The 19,278-nt window shown below is 69.9% G+C and carries 10 protein-coding genes and 1 pseudogene; 8 read left to right on the forward strand and 3 right to left on the reverse strand.

The window, feature by feature from the left end:
• Positions 1-152: 152 nt before the first annotated feature.
• The 3 genes from BXA03_RS23450 to BXA03_RS23460 all read right to left on the reverse strand — a co-directional run bounded on the left by BXA03_RS23450 (position 153) and on the right by BXA03_RS23460 (position 2,581).
• Positions 153-719, reverse strand: a complete 567-nt coding sequence (locus tag BXA03_RS23450; protein ID WP_076511605.1) for a fasciclin domain-containing protein — start codon at positions 717-719, stop codon at positions 153-155.
• Between the two features lie 490 nt (positions 720-1,209).
• Positions 1,210-1,959, reverse strand: coding sequence for an anti-sigma factor (locus BXA03_RS23455; RefSeq protein ID WP_076511606.1), 750 nt, complete (start codon positions 1,957-1,959; stop codon positions 1,210-1,212).
• 43 nt (positions 1,960-2,002) lie between these two features.
• Entirely contained in the window at positions 2,003-2,581 is a 579-nt protein-coding gene (locus BXA03_RS23460; RefSeq protein WP_076511667.1) for an RNA polymerase sigma factor, read from the reverse strand.
• A gap of 239 nt (positions 2,582-2,820) precedes the next feature.
• Here BXA03_RS23460 and BXA03_RS23465 point away from each other — a divergent pair, with 239 nt between their 5' ends.
• The 8 genes and pseudogenes from BXA03_RS23465 (at position 2,821) to BXA03_RS23500 (ending at position 19,277) form a co-directional block, all read left to right on the forward strand.
• Complete coding sequence (locus BXA03_RS23465; RefSeq protein ID WP_076511607.1) at positions 2,821-3,369, forward strand: DUF3455 domain-containing protein; 549 nt, start codon at positions 2,821-2,823, stop codon at positions 3,367-3,369.
• A gap of 178 nt (positions 3,370-3,547) precedes the next feature.
• Positions 3,548-5,506: a 1,4-alpha-glucan branching protein GlgB gene (gene glgB / locus BXA03_RS23470; RefSeq protein WP_076511668.1), complete on the forward strand. Its 1,959-nt coding sequence runs from the start codon at positions 3,548-3,550 to the stop codon at positions 5,504-5,506.
• Positions 5,503-7,569: an alpha-1,4-glucan--maltose-1-phosphate maltosyltransferase gene (locus BXA03_RS23475; protein WP_076511608.1), complete on the forward strand. Its 2,067-nt coding sequence runs from the start codon at positions 5,503-5,505 to the stop codon at positions 7,567-7,569. Before glgB ends, BXA03_RS23475 begins: the two co-directional genes overlap by 4 nt.
• Positions 7,570-7,602: 33 nt before the next feature.
• Entirely contained in the window at positions 7,603-10,956 is a 3,354-nt protein-coding gene (gene treS / locus BXA03_RS23480) for a maltose alpha-D-glucosyltransferase (RefSeq protein WP_076511609.1), read from the forward strand.
• A pseudogene (locus BXA03_RS23485) lies at positions 10,953-11,609 on the forward strand (hypothetical protein); the annotation flags it as partial. The gene treS and the pseudogene BXA03_RS23485, both read left to right, overlap by 4 nt.
• Positions 11,610-11,892: 283 nt before the next feature.
• On the forward strand, positions 11,893-13,803 hold the full coding sequence (gene treZ / locus BXA03_RS23490) for a malto-oligosyltrehalose trehalohydrolase (RefSeq protein WP_083716333.1): 1,911 nt from the start codon (positions 11,893-11,895) through the stop codon (positions 13,801-13,803).
• A gap of 41 nt (positions 13,804-13,844) precedes the next feature.
• Complete coding sequence (treY, locus tag BXA03_RS23495; protein ID WP_076511611.1) at positions 13,845-18,944, forward strand: malto-oligosyltrehalose synthase; 5,100 nt, start codon at positions 13,845-13,847, stop codon at positions 18,942-18,944.
• A gap of 93 nt (positions 18,945-19,037) precedes the next feature.
• The gene (locus tag BXA03_RS23500; RefSeq protein ID WP_076511612.1) at positions 19,038-19,277 is read left to right on the forward strand and encodes a DUF3606 domain-containing protein; all 240 of its coding nucleotides are present in this window, start codon (positions 19,038-19,040) and stop codon (positions 19,275-19,277) included.
• The last annotated feature ends 1 nt before the right edge of the window (position 19,278 follow it).

Below are 19,278 nucleotides of genomic sequence, written 5' to 3' on the forward strand. Positions count from 1 at the left end.
CGCCGTAAAGCGGGCCCCAAGACAGTCCGGGTGTGGAGGGGAAGCAAGAGTCGGAGAAGATCGGACTGCCGAGAACGAAGTATGTCGGGGTGCCCTGAGTGGCACCTGACGGTCCGCACGCAAAGGTAACGGACCGTGCATGCCTTCTCTGTTTACTTGGGCAGCAGCACCTTGTCGACGACGTGGATCACGCCGTTGGACTGGTAGACGTCGGCGATGGTCACGTCGGCCGAGCCACCCTTCTCGTCGGTGATCTTCACGGTGTTGCCACTGCGCGTGGCCTTGAGGCTGCCGCCCGCGGCGGTCTTGAGCATGGCCTGGCCCTTGCCGTCGTCGATCATCTTCACGAGCGCCGCCGAGTCGACCTTGCCGGGCACGACGTGGTAGGTCAGGATGGTCGTCAGCTGGCCCTTGTTCTCGGGCTTGAGCAGCGTGTCGACGGTGCCGGCGGGCAGGGCGGCGAAGGCCGCATTGGTGGGCGCGAAGACGGTGAAGGGGCCCGGGCCCTTGAGGGTCTCGACCAGTCCGGCGGCCTTGACGGCGGCCACGAGCGTGGTGTGGTCCTTGGAGTTGACGGCGTTGTCGATGATGTCCTTGGTGGCATACATCGGCGCGCCACCCACCGTGACCTGGGCCAATGCACCGATGGCGGCGCCGCCGAGTGCGAAGGCGGTGAGGGTGGCGGCGAGGATGCGGGTGGTCTTCTTCGAGAAAGTCATGGGAGGCTCCTTGGGATGTTGTACCGCCGGATATGCGGCAGGCTCTTCAGATACGGGTCTGTGCATCGCCTGGATGGCATCGGCCTGCAGTGCGTCCGGGAATGCATCCGCAGCGCGGTGTTCTGCGTAGATGGACCCCCTTCGTTCTGCGCTGCGCTGGTTGGTGTGTTGAAGGCTCGCGATTGTCGTGACGTGCCTTGCAGGGGCAGGCGCTTGACTTCCTTGATGGGGCACATGGGGCGCGCCGCTAACCGGCAGAGGGCACCGGCATGCGCGCTCCCGGTGCACGCTCGCGCCAACCGGCTTGCCTCACGTCGCGGGTGCCCGCATTCCACCGACGTGCTTGCCGTACTGCACGGCGCCGCGAATGGCACCTCCGCACGCACACCGGTGCCCTCTGCCGGTTAGCGGCACAGCGGTAGAAGGAGCGACGTCCGTCGTCGCGCAGACCCCGATCAGTCCACTCGGGTGACCGGATGCCGTGAACCCATCACAGCGTCTTCTCGATCAACGCCCCATGGAACAGCACCGGCCCCGTCGGCCCACGGTCGCCGGACACCCCGCCCTTGGGTTCCAGGCTGACCGCGAGCGCCGGTGCCTGCTGCAGCATCTGCGCGCTGGCCGCCAGGCGCATGCCCGCGGGCGAATCCACCACCCCCAGCGACTGCGGCGTGCGCCCTGGCGGCAGGGCCCACAGCTGCAGCGACCGATCGGCCGCCACGCTGAAGTCGCCTACGCGCTGCAGCGTCAGCTGACGGTGCTTCGCATCGAAGGTCACCAGCATCGACGCGGCCGAGCGATCGTCGTTCAGCACCGCCACGTACTTGACCTGCTGCGCCTCGCGCGCCTGATACCAGAACTGCAGGCCGATCACGCCCGCCAGCACCGTGGCCGCCAGGCCCGCGGCCGATGCGCCGCGCCATATCGCCAGGCTTCCCCACCAGCCGGTGGTGCGTACCGGCGGCGTCGGTGCCGCCTTCTGCTGGGCCAGACGGGTCTCTTGCAGGTCGGCGTCGACCAGGTTGCGGATGCGGGTCCACACCGCGGCGGGCGGGTTCACCGCGGGCGCGAGTTCGACGAAGCCCGTGAGCCGCTCGCGCCACAGCAGCGCGCTCGCCCGCACGGCGGGCTGCTCGCGGGCCAGGGCCTCGAAGCGTCGGCGTGCGCCGCCGCGCAGCGTGCCCAGGGCATGGGCGGCCGACAGCAGGGCCAGCAGGCGGGCATTGGCGGCGATGTTCATGAGAGTCTCCTCGGGCCGGTGGCGGTGGAAGGACGGGGCCGGGTCATGACGCCTGCTCCATGCAGCCGCGCAGCTTTTCCAGCCCGCGCCGGATCCAGGTCTTGATGGTGCCCAGCGGCTGCGCCAGTCGGGCGGCCAGTTCGCTGTGGCTCAGGTCGCGCAGATAGGCAAGCGACAAGGCCTCGCGCTGGGCATTGGGCAATTGCTGCAGGCACTGGTGCAGGAGCCAGGCCTGCTCGCTCGCATCGGCCAGCTCCTGCGGACCGGGTTCGGCCGCGGGCAGGGTGTCGGCCAGCGTCTCGCTGAACTCCTGCGTCACGTCGCTGCCCTGGCTGGTCTGGCGGCGCAGCAGGTCGAGTGCCCGGCTGCGCACGATCAGCGACATCCAGGCCATCGGCGGGCTGAGCGTCGCGCGGTAGTCGGGCGCCGAGCGCCAGATGGTGAGGAAGGCCTCCTGCAACACGTCCTCTGCCCACTCGTGCTGCCGCACCACGCGCATCGCAAGGCCGAAGAGCCGGGACGACGTGCGTTCGTACAGCGTCTGAAGGGCAGAGGCGTCGCGGCGGGCGACACGGTCGAGCAGACGCAGCAGCTCGTCGTCGGGCGTCGTGGCAAAAGGCATCAGGGGATTGTGCTGGAGCGGCGGCCATCCGTCGGGTACGCACGCCACGACCGGACGGATGCGGGTGGCTGCCGCCGTCGAATTCACAAATCCTTCAACTTTCGCAGGGTATGCATCCGCACCATGGCGGCCGCCGTAAGTCGAGGAGGGGCAGGCAGCAAGGACAGGTCGCGGAGGGCGACCGCCGACTGCCACCCCTGAACCTCAACCCTGTTGCTGCCCATCGAAAGGAGCATTCCATGCGCATGACCGCCCCCCTGGCCACCGTGGCCGCCGCCGTCCTTCTGTCCGCCTGTGCCACCGCGCCCATGCCGGCCCCGTATTCCCAGGCCAGCCTGCCCGCACCGGTGCAAGTCCCGGCGGGCCAACGCGTGGCCCTCGAGACGGTGGGCGCCGGCACCATCACTTACGAATGCCGTGCCAAGGCCGACATGGCCGGCCAGTTCGAATGGTTCTTCGTGGGCCCCGACGCTCGCCTGATGGACCGCAGCGGCAAGGCCATCGGCCGTTACTACGGCCCGCCCGCCACCTGGGAGAGCATGGACGGCTCCAAGGTCACCGCCACGCAGGTCGCCGTCGCGCCGGGCGGTGCCGGCAACATCCCGCTGCAGCTGGTCAAGGCCAACCCGGCGATGGGCATGGGCGCCATGCAGGGCGTGAGCTACATCCAGCGCGTGGCCACCAAGGGCGGCGTCGCACCCATGATGCCCTGCGGCCAGGCGACCCTGGGCCAGAAGCAGGTGGTCAACTACCAGGCCGACTACATCTTCTACAAGCCGACGATGTAAGGCACATGTCCCTCTCCCCTTGCGGGAGAGGGTCACAAGACGGGGCGCCGGCCGGCCCCCCCCGTGTTGTTCGCAAAGGACGTGGGCATCCGTCCGACAAGGCACCGCGGCTTTGCCGTCCGGCCTCCTTCCTGCTGGCGGGGTACAACCTTCGTTGACCTTCACGCCCCCCGGCATCATGTCCTCAGCCTCTGCTCCATCCTCCCGATTCGGCCCCCTGGACGTGCACCTCTTGCGGGAGGGCAGCCATGCGCGGCTGTACGAGCGCCTGGGCGCGCACCCCGACGGAAGCCATGGCTTCCGTTTTGCCGTCTGGGCCCCCAACGCCAGCCGTGTCAGCGTCATCGGTGACTGGAACGGCTGGAACGACGAAGCCGACCCGTTGCAGGTTCGCCCCGACGGCAGCGGCGTGTGGGAGGGTGAGGGCATCCCGGCCCAACCCGGTCAGGCCTACAAGTACCGCATCTGGGGCCCCGATGGCCGCTATGTCGGCGAGAAGGCCGACCCCTTTGCCTTCAGTGCCGAATTGCCGCCGGCCACCGGCTCACGCATCTGGGCCGGCGCGCACGAATGGGGCGACGCCGCCTGGATGAAGGGCCGCGCTGCGCGCAACGCCCTGGATGCGCCCATGAGCACCTACGAGCTGCACATGGGCTCCTGGCGCCGCCGCGACGGCCAGTTCATGGGCTACCGCGAGCTGGCGCATGCCGTGGGCGAATATGTCGGCTGGATGGGCTTCACGCACGTGGAGCTGATGCCGGTGACCGAGCATCCCTTCTACGGCTCCTGGGGCTACCAGACCACCGGCTACTTCGCGCCCACCTCGCGCTATGGCTCGCCGGAAGACTTCATGTACTTCGTCGACCACCTGCACCAGCAGGGCATCGGTGTGATCCTGGACTGGGTGCCCTCGCACTTTCCCACCGACGCGCACGGCCTGGCCGAGTTCGACGGCACGCACCTGTACGAGCATTCGGATGCGCGCCAGGGTTTCCATCCGGAGTGGAACTCGGCCATCTTCAACTACGGCCGCAACGAGGTGCGCGCCTTCCTGATCTCGTCGGCGCTTTACTGGCTGGACCGCTTCCACATCGACGGCATCCGCGTGGACGCGGTGGCCTCGATGCTGTACCTGGACTATGCGCGGCAGCCGGGCGAATGGATCCCCAACGTGCATGGCGGGCGCGAGAACCTGGAGGCGGTGTCCTTCCTGCAGGACCTCAACCGCGCCGTGTACCGCGAGCATCCCGACACCTTCACCGTGGCCGAGGAATCGACCGCGTGGCCCAACGTGTCTCGGCCCATCGAGATGGGCGGGCTGGGCTTCGGCATGAAGTGGAACATGGGCTGGATGCACGACACGCTCGACTACGTGCACGACGATCCGGTCTACCGCCGCTACCACCACCACCGGCTCACCTTCTCGCTGGTCTACGCCTTCACCGAGAACTTCGTGCTGCCGCTTTCGCATGACGAGGTGGTCTACGGCAAGGGCTCGCTGATCGGCAAGATGCCGGGCGACGAATGGCAGCAGTTCGCCAACCTGCGCGCCTTCTTCGGCTACATGTGGGCGCACCCAGGCAAGAAGCTGCTCTTCATGGGTGGCGAGTTCGGCCAGCGGCGCGAATGGACGCACGAGGGCGAACTGGAATGGTGGGTCAGCGACCAGTGGGGCCATCGCGGCGTGCAGCAGTTCGTGCGCCAGCTCAACCGCGTGCTGCGCGAAGAGCCGGCCCTGCACCAGCTCGACTTCGACCCCGCCGGCTTCCAGTGGCTCGAGGCCGACGATTCGGACCGCAGCCTCTACATGTTCCTGCGCAAGCCGAAGGCTGGCGGCGCGCCGGTGCTTGTGATCTGCAACATGACGCCCGTGCCCCGCCCGGGCCTGCGGGTGGGCGTGCCGGTGGCCGGCAACTGGACGGAACTCATCAACAGCGATGCACAGGAGTTCGACGGCAGCGGCTGGGGCAACCTGGGCGGCGCTCAGACGGTGCCGGTGCCCTCGCACGGCCAGGCCCAGTCGCTGGTGCTGGCGGTGCCGCCCCTGTCCACGCTCTACCTGCGGGCGCCGCTGTCGCCCGATGTCTCCGATGTCTCCGACGTCTCCGGTGTTCTCGAGAAAGGTCCTGTCCGATGAGCGCTCCCGTTCTGCTCAGCGCCCAGCCCCTGGTGCATCCCATCGGTCTCGAAGACGGCCGGCAGCGTGCCGTGATCGATGCCGTCCTGCCCTGCGTGGACAACGGCCGCTTCGCCGCCAAGTGCGTCGCGGGCGAGCCCTTCGCGGTCGAGGCGCACTGCTTCGCCGAAGGCCACGACATGCTGCGCGTGATGCTGCACTGGCAGCGCGAGGGCGAGGCCACCTGGACCGAGGTGGAAATGGCCCTCAAGTGGAACGACGAATGGCATGCGCGCTTCATGCCGCCGGTGCCTGGGCGCTACCGCTACACGGTCGAGGCGTGGGTCGATGCCTTCGAGTCGTGGCATCACGAACTGGAGCGGCGCGTCGACGCCGCGGACATCCGCATCGCCGCCCGCGTGGGCGCGGCCGAGATCCTGGCCGCCGCCGGCCGGGCGCGCGAGGCCGGCCAGTCGCAGGACGCCACGCGCCTGCAGGGCTGGGCTCATGCGCTCGAGGCCCGCGCGGCCGACGCGAGCGAGGATGCCGCCCTGCTCAAGGCCCATGCGCTGGATGAGGGCCTGGCGGCCATCGTGCGCCGCTATCCCGACCGCCGGCATGCCACGGCGCTCAAGCCCGGCTTTCCGCTGGTGGCCGACCGGGCGCTGGCGCGCTACTCGACCTGGTACGAACTCTTTCCCCGCTCCGCCTCGCCCGAGCCGGGTCGCCACGGCACCTTCGCCGATGTGCAGGCCCTGCTGCCGGGCATCGCGAAGATGGGCTTCGACGTGCTGTACTTCCCGCCCATCCATCCGGTGGGCCGGATGCAGCGCAAGGGCCGCAACAACGCGCTGGTGACGGAAGAGGGCGACGTGGGCAGCCCGTGGGCCATCGGGGCCGACGAAGGCGGGCACGACGCCATCCTGCCCGCGCTGGGCACGCACGAGGATTTCCGCGCGCTGGTCAAGGCCGCCCGCGGGCATGGGCTGGAGATCGCACTGGACATCGCGTTCCAGTGCGCGCCCGACCATCCCTGGGTCAAGGAACATCCGGCCTGGTTCAAGTGGCGGCCCGACGGCACTGTGCAGTACGCCGAGAACCCGCCCAAGAAGTACCAGGACATCTACCCCTTCAACTTCGAGAGCGAGGACTGGCAGGGCATGTGGGTCGCGCTCAAGGGCGTGCTGGACCACTGGATCGCGCAGGGCGTGACGGTGTTCCGCGTGGACAACCCGCACACCAAGGCCTTTCCCTTCTGGGAGTGGGCGATCGGCGAGGTCAAGCGCGAGCATCCCACCGCGATCTTCCTGGCCGAGGCCTTCACCCGCCCGAAGGTGATGCACCGGCTGGCCAAGGCCGGCTTCTCCCAGTCGTACACCTACTTCACCTGGCGCAACACCAAACGGGAGCTGGTGGCGTACTTCACCGAGCTGTCCACACGGCCGGGGCTGGACTACTTCCGCCCCAACGTGTGGCCAAACACGCCGGACATCCTGCATGCGCAGCTGCAGACGGGCTCGGACGCCATGTTCCGCCTGCGGCTGGTGCTGGCGGCCATGCTGAGCGCCAGCTACGGCATCTACGGCCCGGCCTATGAGCTGAAGGAACACCTGCCGCGCCATGAGGGCAGCGAGGAATACCTCGACTCCGAGAAGTACCAGCTTCGCCACTGGGACCTGGGCCGGCCGGACAGCCTGGCGCCCTACATCGCGCACCTCAACGCCATCCGCCGCGCGCATCCCGCGCTGCAGCGCAACGACGGCCTGACCTTCCTGCCCATCGACAACGATCAGCTCATCGCCTGGGCCAAGCAGTCGCCGGACGGGCAGGACGTGATCGTCACCGTGGTCAACCTCGACCCGGACCACGCGCAGTGGGGCATGCTGGACTTCGACCCGGTGGCCCTCGGCCTGGGCGTGGAGCCCGGCCAATGGTTCCAGATGCACGACCTGCTGGGCGGCGAGCGCTTCCTCTGGCAGGGCGGCCGTCACTACGTGCGCCTGGACCCCGGCGTCAACGTGGCACACGTCATGCAGCTGCTGCGCAAGACGCGCAGTGAGCGCGACTTCGATTACTACCAATAACAGCCACAAGTCACTTTTGAGGAGGCGCGCCGCATGACGCAGACCGCACCCCGCCTGGCGCTGGAGAACGTCGAGATCGACAGCTCCCAGGACCCCACCTGGTACCGCGACGCGGTCATCTACCAGCTCAACGTCAAGGCCTTCAACGACACCAACGGTGACGGCATCGGCGACTTCAAGGGCGTGACCGAACGCCTGGACTATGTGAAGGAGCTGGGCGTCAACACCATCTGGCTGATGCCGTTCTACCCGTCACCGCTGCGCGACGACGGCTACGACATCAGCGAGTACTGCGCCGTGAATCCGCAGTTCGGCACGCTGGAGGACTTCAAGGAGATGCTGGACGCCGCGCACGAGCGGGGCCTGCGCGTCATCACCGAGCTGGTGATCAACCACACCTCCAGCGACCATCCCTGGTTCCAGCGTGCGCGGCAGGCCCCGGCCGGCTCGCCCGAGCGCAACTTCTATGTCTGGAGCGACACCGACCAGATCTACCAGGGTACGCGGATCATCTTCACCGATACCGAGACGAGCAACTGGGCCTGGGACCCGGTGGCCAAGCAGTACTACTGGCACCGCTTCTTCAGCCACCAGCCCGACCTCAATTTCGACAACCCCGACGTGCTGGAGGCGGTGTTCGGCATCATGCGCTTCTGGCTGGACATGGGCGTGGACGGCTTCCGCCTGGACGCCATTCCCTACCTGATCGAGCGCGACGGCACCAGCAACGAGAACCTGCCCGAGACGCACGACGTCATCAAGAAGCTGCGCGCCGCCATCGACGCCAACTACACCAACCGCTTCCTGCTGGCCGAGGCCAACATGTGGCCCGAGGATGTGCGCGAGTACTTCGGCACCGGCGACGAGTGCCACATGTGCTATCACTTCCCGCTGATGCCGCGCATGTACATGGCCATCGCGCAGGAAGACCGCGATCCCATCGTCGAGATCCTGCAGCAGACCCCGGACATCCCCGATGGCTGCCAGTGGGCCATCTTCTTGCGCAACCACGATGAGCTGACGCTCGAGATGGTGACCAACCGCGAACGCGACTACATGTACAGCACGTACGCGGCGGACAAGCAGGCGCGCATCAACCTCGGCATCCGCCGCCGGCTGGCGCCGCTGATGGGCAACGACAAGGACCGCATCAAGCTCATGAACGGCATGCTGCTGTCCATGCCCGGCTCGCCCATCATCTATTACGGCGACGAGATCGGCATGGGCGACAACGTGTTCGTCGGCGACCGCAACGGCGTGCGCACGCCCATGCAGTGGAGCAACGAGCGCAATGCAGGCTTCTCGCGTGCCGACCCGCAGCGGCTGTACCTGCAGCCGATCATGGACCCGATCTATGGCTACGAGGCCGTCAACGTCGAGGCCCAGCTGCGCGACCAGAGCTCGCTCCTGCACTGGACGCGCCGCATGCTGGCGGTGCGCAAGACCAGCCGCGCCTTCGGCCGTGGCCGCAAGACCTTCCTCAAGCCCGGCAACCGCAAGGTGCTGGCCTACCTGAGCGAGTACGAGGGCGAGGTGATCCTCACCGTCTTCAACCTCTCGCGCGCCGCCCAGCCGGTGGAGCTGGACCTGGGCGCCTTCAAGGGCCGCGTGCCGGTGGAGCTGCTGGGGCGCAGCGCCTTTCCACCCATCGGCGAGCTGCCGTACATGCTGACGATGCCGTCGTACGGCTTCTTCTGGTTCCGTCTGGCCACCGACGTGGACGTGCCCAGCTGGCACCAGGAAGGTCTGCAGCTGCGCGACCGGCCGGTGCTGGTGCTCTTCGACGGCTGGTCCAGCCTGTTCCGCGAGCGTGTCATGCCCTGGCGCATCGGCATGGCCGACCGGCTGCGCGAGCAGTTCGAGGTCGACGTCATGCCCCGCCACCTCGAAGTGCAGCGCTGGTACGCCGCCAAGGGCGAGGCGATCCAGCGCGTGGGCATCGCCGACTACGCGGCCTGGGAGCAGGGCGAGCGCGCCTACGTGCTGCCTTTGCTGGACGTGCAGGCGGGCAGCGGCAGCGGCCGCTACTTCATGCCGCTGGGCCTTGCCTGGGAAGAGCTGGACGAGGAAACCATCAAGCAGTACGCGCCTGCCGTGATCGCCAAGGTGCGCCAGCAGGCGCAGGTGGGCGTGATGGGCGACGCCATGTACGACCCCGCCTTCGCGCATGCCGTGGCGGTGGCCATGGCGCAGGGCCTGGTGCTGCCGGCCACCGGGGGCGAGATCCGCTTCACCGGCAGCCGCGACCTGACTGGCGTCGATGCCGCCGCGATCCAGGCGCTGCCTGTCAGCCGGCCCAGCGTGGCCAGCAGCAATACGGCGCTCACCTTCGGCGACCAGCTCTTCTTCAAGTGCTACCGCCGCGTGCAGCCGGGCATCAACCCCGAGTTGGAGATCGGCCGCTTCCTCACGGAGACGGTGCGCTTCGCCAACTGCGTGCCGGTGGCCGGCGCGGTGGAATACCACGGCAACGACGGCACGGTCATGACGCTTGGCCTGCTGCAGGCCTTCGTGCCCAACCAGGGCGATGCCTGGGACTACACCCTGGCGTACCTGGAGCGGGCCCTGGCCGAGCACCAGGCCGCGCCCGAGGCGGCGCAGGTGGACCATGGCGCCTTTCTCGCGCTCATGCGCCTGCTGGGGCAGCGCACGGCCGAGATGCACCTGGCCTTCGCTGCGGCACCGGCGGACGACCCGGCCTTCGCGCCGGAGCCGCTCACCGGCGAGGACCGCGAGGCGCTGCGCCTGCGGGCCCATGACGATGCGCGCGCCACGCTGAGCCTGCTGGCCGAGCGTCTGCCCACGCTGGGCGAGGGTGCCCAGGGCGATGGCCGCCAGCTCATCGAGCGGCAGGCCCAGTTGCTGGATCGCATCGCCGCCTTCGACGGCGTGGGCACCGGCGGCATCAAGACGCGCCTCCACGGCGACTACCACCTCGGCCAGGTGCTGGTCTCGCGCAACGACTTCATCCTCATCGACTTCGAGGGCGAGCCGGCGCGCAGCATCGACGAGCGCCGCGCCAAGGGCCCGGCCCTGCGCGACGTGGCGGGCATGCTGCGCTCGTTCAACTATGCGCGCTGGTCGGCCCTGAAGCGGGTTGCGCAGAACGTGGACGAGCTGGCCCGCCTCAATGCCGTGGCTGCCGACTGGGAGGCCGCCGTGCGCGCCGCCTACCTGGGCGGCTACCGCGACACGCTGGCCCATGCCGGCGCCGAGGCACCGGACGAGGCGCTGATGTCGCTCTTCGAGATCGACAAGGCCCTCTACGAGCTGCGCTACGAACTCAACAACCGCATCGACTGGGCCCAGGTGCCGCTGCAGGGGCTGCTGGCCCTGGCACGCGCGCCGGGGGCACCCGAAGCATCACGAGGAGGTGAGCAACCATGAACGACTTCAGCATGCAGCTGTTGCCCCTGCGGGCCTTCCTGTACCAGATCGCGGCCTTCCTGCCCCGGCTGCTGTTCGCGGCAGTGGTGCTCGTGGGCGGCTGGCTCATCGCCAAGGTGGTGCGCTTCGCCGTCACCAAGGCGCTGAGGGCCATCAACTTCCCGGTGCTGACCGAGAAGGCGGGCCTGGACGGCTTTCTGCGCCAGGGCGGCGTGCGCGTGGACACCACCGGTCTCGTGGGCCTGCTGGCCTATTGGGCGGTGATCCTCGCGGCGCTGATCATCGCCTTCAACAGCCTGGGGCTCACCTACATCACCGACCTGCTGGGCCGCGTGATCTGGTTCGTGCCCAACGTGTTCGTCGCGCTGCTGGTGCTGGCCTTCGGCGCCTACTTCGCGCGCTTCGTGGGCGATGCCGTGCGCACCTATGGCCGCAACGTGGGCCTGCCCGATGCGACCTTCTTCTCGCGCATCGCGCAGTACGCCATCCTGGTGTTCGTCATCCTGATCGCGCTGGACCACCTGCGCATCGGCGGCGACATCGTGCGCGAGAGCTTCCTGGTGATCCTGGCTGGCTTCGTGTTTGCACTCGCGCTGGCCTTCGGGCTGGCCGGCAAGGACTGGGCGGCGCGGCACATCCAGCAGTGGCTGCCGCCCGAGGTGGACGGCGCACCACGCGCCGCACCCCTGGGCAGCGCCACCGCGCCGGTCGCAGCCGCGACGGCTGCAGCCGCCGCCCATGCGGCCATGGACGATGCGCCCGTGCTCGACCCCGCGCCCGACCTGCCCGCCACCACGCCGCCGCCGCCCGCCCCGCAGGTCGACGGCGAGACGCTGCCGCGTCCTGCCTCGGCGCGCGGCTCGGACGATCCGCTGATCCCGCGTCGGCCGGTCGATCCGCCTCCCCCTCTTTGACATTGAAAGCTGGAAGCGAACGATGAGACGTGAGCACAAGATGCCCTTCGGCGCCACGGTGCTGGAGGGCGGGGGCGTTCGTTTTCGCCTGTGGGCGCCGGGCGTGGCCGAGGTGACGCTGGAGCGGCGCGCGCGCGGCGCCGCGTGGGCGACGCACCACATGAAGGCCATCGGCAGCGATGGCTGGTTTGGCTGCGACGTGCCGATGGCCGCCGCGGGCGACGACTACCGTTTCGTGCTGCCGGACGGCCTGAAGGTGCCCGACCCGGCCTCGCGCCACAACCCCGACGACGTGCACGGCCCGAGCCGCGTGGTGGCCCCGGCCGCCTACGAGTGGCGCGACGACGACTGGCAGGGGCGCCCCTGGCGCGAGGCGGTGGTCTATGAGCTGCACGTGGGCAGCTTCACGCCCGAGGGCACCTTCGACGCCGCCCGCAAGAAGCTGCCCGAGCTGGCCGCCCTCGGCATCACGGCGATCGAGATGATGCCGGTCGCCGATTTCCCCGGCACGCGCGGCTGGGGCTACGACGGCGTGCTGCAGTTCGCGCCCGAGGCCAGCTATGGGCGGCCCGAGGCGCTCAAGGCCTTCGTGGATGCGGCCCACGGCCTGGGGATGATGGTGCTGCTGGACGTGGTCTACAACCACTTCGGCCCCGAAGGCAACTACCTGCACGCCTACTGCCCGCAGTTCTTCAACCCCGCGCACCAGACGCCCTGGGGCGCCGCCATCAACTACGACGGCGACCATGCCCGCCCGGTGCGCGATTTCTTCGTGCACAACGCGCTGTACTGGATCGAGGAATTCCGCTTCGACGGCCTTCGCATGGACGCGGTGCACGCCATCCGCGACGACTCCGAACTGCATATCGTGCGAGAGATCACCGAGGCCCTGCGCAAGGGCCCCGGCCGGGATCGCGCCATCCACGTGGTGCTCGAGAACGAGCACAACCATGTGCACCTGCTCACCCGCGACGCCGAAGGCCGTCCCCACGACGCGACGGCGCAGTGGAACGACGACTTCCACCATGCCGCGCATGTGCAGGCCACCGGCGAGATCGACGGCTACTACCTCGACTACGCGAGCGAGCCCAAGGCGCTGGTCGGCCGGGCGCTGGCGGGCGGCTTCATCTACACCGGCCAGCCCTCGGTGATGCGCGACGGCGATCCGCGCGGCGAGCCGGCGGATTCGCTGCCGCCCACGGCCTTCGTGTCCTTCCTGCAGAACCACGACCAGATCGGCAACCGGGCCTTCGGTGAGCGCATCGAGGCCCTGGCGCCGGCCCACCGGCTGCGCGCGCTGCGCGCGGCGCTGCTGCTGTCGCCGCATGTGCCGCTGATGTTCATGGGTGAGGAGTGGGGTGCCACCGCCCCCTTCCTGTACTTCTGCGACTTCGGTCCCGAGCTGGCCCAGGCCGTGACCGACGGCCGCCGGCGCGAGTTCGGGAGGTTCGAGGGCTTCACCAGTGCCGAGGCCCGCGCCCGCATCCCCGACCCCAATGCCGAGAGCACCTTCACCGCCAGCCGGCTCGACTGGGCCGAGCGCGACCAGCCCGGCCACCGCGAGCGGGTGCACGAGGTGCGCACGCTGCTGGCCGTGCGCAAGCGCCGCGTGGTGCCGCACCTGCCCGCCAAGCCGGGCAGCGGGCGCTGGCAGCTGGCGGGCGACCTGCTCTTCCTGCAGTGGGAGATGGTGCCTTCGCAACCCGACGGCATCTGCTGGCTGCAGATGGTGATCAACCTCGGCGACACCGAGCAGCTGGGCGCCGCACCCACCGGGCGGGTGTTCCACAGCTGGGGCTGCCACCTGGCGCCTGGGCCGAGCCCGCGGCTGCCGCTGCTGTCGCTGTCGCCGGGTGGTGGCTGCGCGGCCTTGCTGCAACTGCCTGCTTTCGACGAGGATGACGACAGCATTTCCGTGTTCGAGGCTCTCTGAGCCCGTTCCTGCCTCCTTTCCCTTTCCTGCGACTGTTCCTCATGCCCGACGCCCTCTACCGTGCCTGCGCCCGCTTCGGCCTGGCTCCCCGCTACCACGATGTCTGGGGCCGAGAGGTGACGGTCGAGCCGCGGCACCTGGCCAGTCTTCTGCACGAGCTGGGCGCGGGCCGTCACGACCCGCATGACGAGGCTGCCTGGCAGGCCGAGATCGACGGGTTGGATGCGGCCGAGTGGCGCTCGCCGCTGCCGCCCGTGCTGCTGGCCCGGGCCGACACGTTGCGCCTGCCGCTCGCATTGCGCTGGCCCGAGGGCGAGACCCCACCCGCCTGGACGCTTCAGCTGGAAGAAGGCGGCGCGCATGAGGGCGTGATCGATCTCGGTCAGGGCGAGGGTGGGCGCCGCCTGGTCGATGGCCGCACGGTGGTCGAGCGCCATGTGGTGCTCGACCTGGCCGATGCCTTGCCCATGGGCTACCACCGCCTGCGGGTGGGCACGGCCGAAGTGCTGGTCATCGCAGCGCCGGCCTCGTGCCAGCCCCCGCCCGGGGATGCGCAGGGCGTGCGGCACTGGGGCGTGGCGGCGCAGCTCTACGGCCTGCGCTCGGACACGCAATGGGGCATGGGCGACTTCGCCGACCTGGGCCGCCTGGTCGAGCAGTCGGCCGGCCTGGGCGCGCAGGCGGTCGGCCTCAACCCGCTGCACGCGCTGTTCCTGGACGACCCGGGCCAGTGCAGCCCGTACAGCCCGTCCTCGCGGCTCTTCCTGAATCCGCTGTACATCGCCATCGAGGCGCTGCCCGAATATGCGGACTGCCTGGAGGCCCGCCGCCTGGTCGAGTCCCCCGAATTCCAGTCGCGCCTCGGTCACCTTCGCGCCCAGTCGCTGGTGGACCACGCGGGCGTGGCGGCCGCCAAGCTGGAGGTGCTCGCGCTGCTGCATGCCCATGTGCAGGCCCAGCGCAACGCGTCCGAGCCCGGACTCGTCGCCCGCCAGCGCGAGCAGGCCTTCCGCGACTTCTGCCATCAGCGCGGCGAGGCGCTGCAGCGCCATGCCACCTTCGAGGCCCTGCGTCGCCATCTGCGTGCGCGCGATCCCGACTGCTGGGGCCCGCCGTGCTGGCCTGCGGCCTACCGCGATGCGGCCTCCCCCGAGGTCAAGGCCTTCGCCCAGCAGCATGCGGCGCAGGTCGACTTCCAGGCCTGGCTGCAATGGCTGGCCGCCAGCCAGTTGGAGGCGGCGGCGCGCCAGTGCCGCAGCCGCGGCATGGCCATCGGCCTGTACCTGGACCTCGCGGTGTCGGTGGACCGCCATGGTGCCGACGCCTGGGCGGGCGGCGACGTGTTCGCGCCGAACGCCAGCGTGGGTGCACCCCCCGACGCGCTCAACCAGTTGGGCCAGGACTGGGGCCTGCCGCCCATGCGGCCCGCGGCCCTGCGTGCCAGCGGCTACGGCCTGTTCATCGAGGCGCTGCGCGCCAGCATGCGCAACGCGGGTGCGGTGCGCATCGACCATGTGATGGGACTCACGCGGCTGTTCTGGATTCCGCCCGGCGAGAAGGCCGCAAGCGGCGCCTACGTGGCCTATCCGGCCGAGGAGATGATGGCCATCGTCGCGCTGGAAAGCCGGCGCCAGCGCTGCGTCGTCATCGGCGAGGACCTGGGCACCGTCACCGACGAGACGCGCGGCCTCATGCAGCGCTGCGGCCTGCTGTCGTACCGGTTGATGGTGTTCGAGCGCGAGGGCGCTGCCTTCAAGCAGCCCCCCGCCTATCCGGCCCAGGCCCTGGCGGCCTTCAGCACGCATGACCTCGCCACGCTGGAAGGCTGGTGGGCCGGGGCCGACCTGCGCGAGCGCATCCGCCTGCAGCTCTATCCCAGCGACGAGATGGCGCGCCAGCAACTGGCCGAGCGCGCGGCTGACCGCGTGCAGCTGGCCTTTGCGCTGGAAGACGCCAAACGGCTCGACGCCGAGGCCGGCGCGCGCCTGCTCGGCAGCGGCGAGGTCGGCGCCGAGGCGGCGGCCGCGGTGCATGGCTGGCTGGCGCAGGCGCCCTCACGGCTGCTGATGGTGCAGGCCGAGGACCTGCTGGGCGAGCGCGGTCAGGCCAACCTGCCGGGCACCGTGCGCGAGCACCCCAACTGGCGCCGGCGCCTGGCGCTGCCGGTCGAGCGGTGGAGAGAGGAGCCGCGCGTGGCCGCCATCGCCGCCGCCGTGTCGGCCGAGCGGCCGGCCAGCGGCACCGGTGCCGCGGCCGAAGGCCCGGTGCGTCACCCCCTGCGGCTGCCCCGGGCCACCTACCGGCTGCAGTTCCATGCCGGCTTCACCTTCGACGATGCCATCGCCATCCTGCCGTACCTGCAGCGGCTGGGCATCAGCCATGTCTACTGCTCGCCGCTGCAGCGCGCGCGGCCGGGCAGCACCCACGGCTACGACGTGGTGGCGCACGACGAGATCAATCCCGAGCTGGGCGGCGAGGCCGGCTTCATGCGCTTCTGCGCCGCGCTGCAGCGCCATGGCATGGGCCAGATCCTGGACCTGGTGCCCAACCACATGGGCGTGCTGGGCGGCGACAACCCCTGGTGGGAGGACGTACTGGAGAACGGCCCCGCCTCGCTCTACGCCAACCACTTCGACATCGAATGGCAGCCGTCCGACCCGGAACTGGCGGGCAAGGTGCTGCTGGCGGTGCTGGGTGGCGCCTACGGACAGGTGCTGGACGACGGCGAGCTCAAGCTGGGCCTCGATGCCGCCACCGGCCGCCTCGCCATCCACTACCACGACCACTGCTGGCCGGTCGCGCCCGAGAGCTATCCGGCGGTGCTGCGCTCGGCCGAGCCGCTGCTGGCCGGCCCCGAGGACGCGGCCGCGCTGGCGGGCGTGGCGCAGGCCTTCGAGTCGCTGCCCACCAGCGCCGACGAGGCTGCCCGGCGCGCCCGCGACAAGACCGCCGCCCAGGCCCGCCTGGCCACACTGATCGGCGAATCGGCCGCTTTCGGCAGTGCCTTGCAGGCCGCCGTCTCGCGCTGGAACCATCCGCGCTACCGCGAGCAGCTGCACCGGCTGCTGGAGGAACAGCACTACCGGCTGGCCTTCTGGCGGGTGGCTTCGGACGAGATCAACTACCGCCGCTTCTTCGACGTCAACGAGCTGGCCGCCCTGCGCATGGAGCGCCCCGAGGTCTTCGAGGCCACGCATGCGCTGCCGCTGGACCTGGTGGCACGCGGCCTGGTGGATGGCCTGCGCATCGACCATCCGGACGGCCTGCACGACCCGGCCGTGTACTTCGAGCGGCTGCAGCAGGGCTTCGCGCGGCGCACCGGCCGACGCCTGGCCGACGATGACGGCACCGGCCGGCCCGAGCGCCCGCTCTATGTCGTGGCCGAGAAGATCGCGGCCGGCCATGAGGACGTGCCCGAGGCCTGGGCGATCCATGGCACCACCGGCTACCGCTTTGCCAACGTGGCCGCCGGGGTGCTGGTCGACACCGAGATGGAAGGCGCCTTCATGCGCATCTGGCGTGGCTTCACGGGTGAGACCGCCGCCTTCCACGAGGTCGAATACCAGGGCAAGCGGGCCGTCACCCGCAATGCGCTGGCCTCGGACCTGACCATGATCGCGGCGGCCGCGCTGCGCATCGCCCGCGCCGACCGGCGCACCCGCGACTACACCCTCAACAACCTGCGTCGCGCACTGGCCGAGGTGGCCACCTGCATGCGCGTGTACCGCAGCTACGTGACCGAACGCGGCCTGTCCGACCAGGACAGCTACTACATCGACGACGCGATCGCGTCCGCCCGCGAGCGCGGCGAACTGGCCGACGACAGCATCTACGACTTCATAGGCGAGGCCCTGCGCGGCGAGCTGCATGCAGGCGATCCTGTGCTCCATCCGCAGGTGCTGCGGCTGGCGGCGCGCTTCCAGCAGTTCAGCTCGCCGGTGGCCGCCAAGGGTGTGGAAGACACGGCCTTCTACCGCTGGTACCCGCTCGCCTCGCTCAACGAGGTGGGCGGCGATCCGGCCACCTTCGGCTTCTCGCTGGCGGAGTTCCATGAAGCCAGCGCCGACCGGGCCCGCCGCTGGCCGCACACGCTGCTGGCCAGTTCCACGCACGACAACAAGCGCGCCGAGGACGTGCGCATGCGGCTCCACGTGCTCTCGGAGATGCCCGGCACCTGGCGGCTGGCGCTGCGCCGCTGGCATGCGCTGACCGAGCCCGAGTCGCAGATCGCGATGCTCGAGCACGGCGTCTCGCCGTCCCGCGCGGACGAATACCTGATCTACCAGACCATGCTGGGCATCTGGCCCGCCGGCGGCGCCGATGACGAGGCCCTGCCGGGGCTGGCCGAGCGCCTTGTGCGCTACATGCACAAGGCCGCCCGCGAGAGCAAGCGCCACACCAGCTGGGTCACGCCCGACGAGGCCTATGAAGGCGCGCTGGGGATGTTCGTGCGCGGGCTGGTGGCCAGCGAGGAATTCCGCGCCGACTTCGAGCCACTGGTCGATCGCCTGGCATGGTGGGGTGGCCTCAACTCGCTGGTGTTCACGGCCCTCAAGTTCTGCTCGGCCGGGGTGCCCGACACCTACCAGGGCACGGAGTGCCTGGATCTGAGCCTGGTCGATCCCGACAACCGGCGTCCGGTCGATTACGAAGCCCGCAGCGACCTGTTGGCCGGCCTGGAGGCACTGGCGGCCCGGCCGGAGCGCATGACCGAAGGCCTGGCCGAGCGCATGACGCCCGCGCGCATCGGCGAGGCCAAGCTGTGGACCGCCTGGCGCCTGCTGCAGATGCGCCGCGAGCAGGCCACCCTGATGCGCGACGGCGACCATCGCGCGCTGTATGCCACCGGCCCGGCCGACGATGCCGTGATCGCCTTCACCCGGCAGGCGGGCGGCGATGCCATGGTGTTCGTGGCCGGCCGCTTCTTCGCGCGGCAGGACGCCGACCGCCGGGACGCGCCGCCGCCCTCGGCCTGGGACTCGCAGCCCTGGGCCGGCACCACGCTGACCCTGCCACAGCGCGCCGGGGGCTGGCGCGATGTGCTGAGCGGGCGCCACGTCGAAGGCGGCACGGCGGCGGTCGACGCCTTGCTTCAGACGCTGCCCTGCGCGGTGCTGGTCGCCGCGGAACACGCCGTGTAGGCGACGTCCTTCAAGGGGGGCGGCCTGCGCCTGCTGCTTTCTGGGGCGCCCCTCTTCAAGATGGTGCTCCAACCAGGTCCGACGGAGACAGCCATGACCACCCTTCAAAGCGCCGTGTTCCCCGGCAGCGTGCTCCAGCACCCCGAGCGCATCCACCTCGACTGCCGTGACGATGTGAGCTACTGGATGGGTGAGTTCGGCGTCACCGAATCGCTGCTGCGCCTGGCCGTGCAGCGCGTGGGCGACCAGCCGGGCGCCGTGCGGCGGCTGATGCGTGATGGCTGGGGCGCGCAGCCACCTGCGGCCGCACCGTGGCCGACGCTCACTGCCTGAA

The sequence above is a fragment of the Pseudacidovorax sp. RU35E genome, assembly GCF_900156165.1.
Taxonomy (GTDB): Bacteria; Pseudomonadota; Gammaproteobacteria; order Burkholderiales; family Burkholderiaceae_C; genus Xenophilus.

Bases quoted from the DNA above. Each gene is read 5' to 3' on its own strand.
- treY (WP_076511611.1), top strand. From the start codon at position 13,845: ATGCCCGACGCCCTCTACCGTGCCTGCGCCCGCTTCGGCCTGGCTCCC.
- BXA03_RS23450 (WP_076511605.1), bottom strand. From the start codon at position 719: ATGACTTTCTCGAAGAAGACCACCCGCATCCTCGCCGCCACCCTCACC.
- BXA03_RS23475 (WP_076511608.1), top strand. From the start codon at position 5,503: ATGAGCGCTCCCGTTCTGCTCAGCGCCCAGCCCCTGGTGCATCCCATC.
- BXA03_RS23465 (WP_076511607.1), top strand. From the start codon at position 2,821: ATGCGCATGACCGCCCCCCTGGCCACCGTGGCCGCCGCCGTCCTTCTG.
- treS (WP_076511609.1), top strand. From the start codon at position 7,603: ATGACGCAGACCGCACCCCGCCTGGCGCTGGAGAACGTCGAGATCGAC.
- BXA03_RS23460 (WP_076511667.1), bottom strand. From the start codon at position 2,581: ATGCCTTTTGCCACGACGCCCGACGACGAGCTGCTGCGTCTGCTCGAC.
- BXA03_RS23500 (WP_076511612.1), top strand. From the start codon at position 19,038: ATGACCACCCTTCAAAGCGCCGTGTTCCCCGGCAGCGTGCTCCAGCAC.
- glgB (WP_076511668.1), top strand. From the start codon at position 3,548: ATGTCCTCAGCCTCTGCTCCATCCTCCCGATTCGGCCCCCTGGACGTG.
- BXA03_RS23455 (WP_076511606.1), bottom strand. From the start codon at position 1,959: ATGAACATCGCCGCCAATGCCCGCCTGCTGGCCCTGCTGTCGGCCGCC.
- treZ (WP_083716333.1), top strand. From the start codon at position 11,893: ATGAGACGTGAGCACAAGATGCCCTTCGGCGCCACGGTGCTGGAGGGC.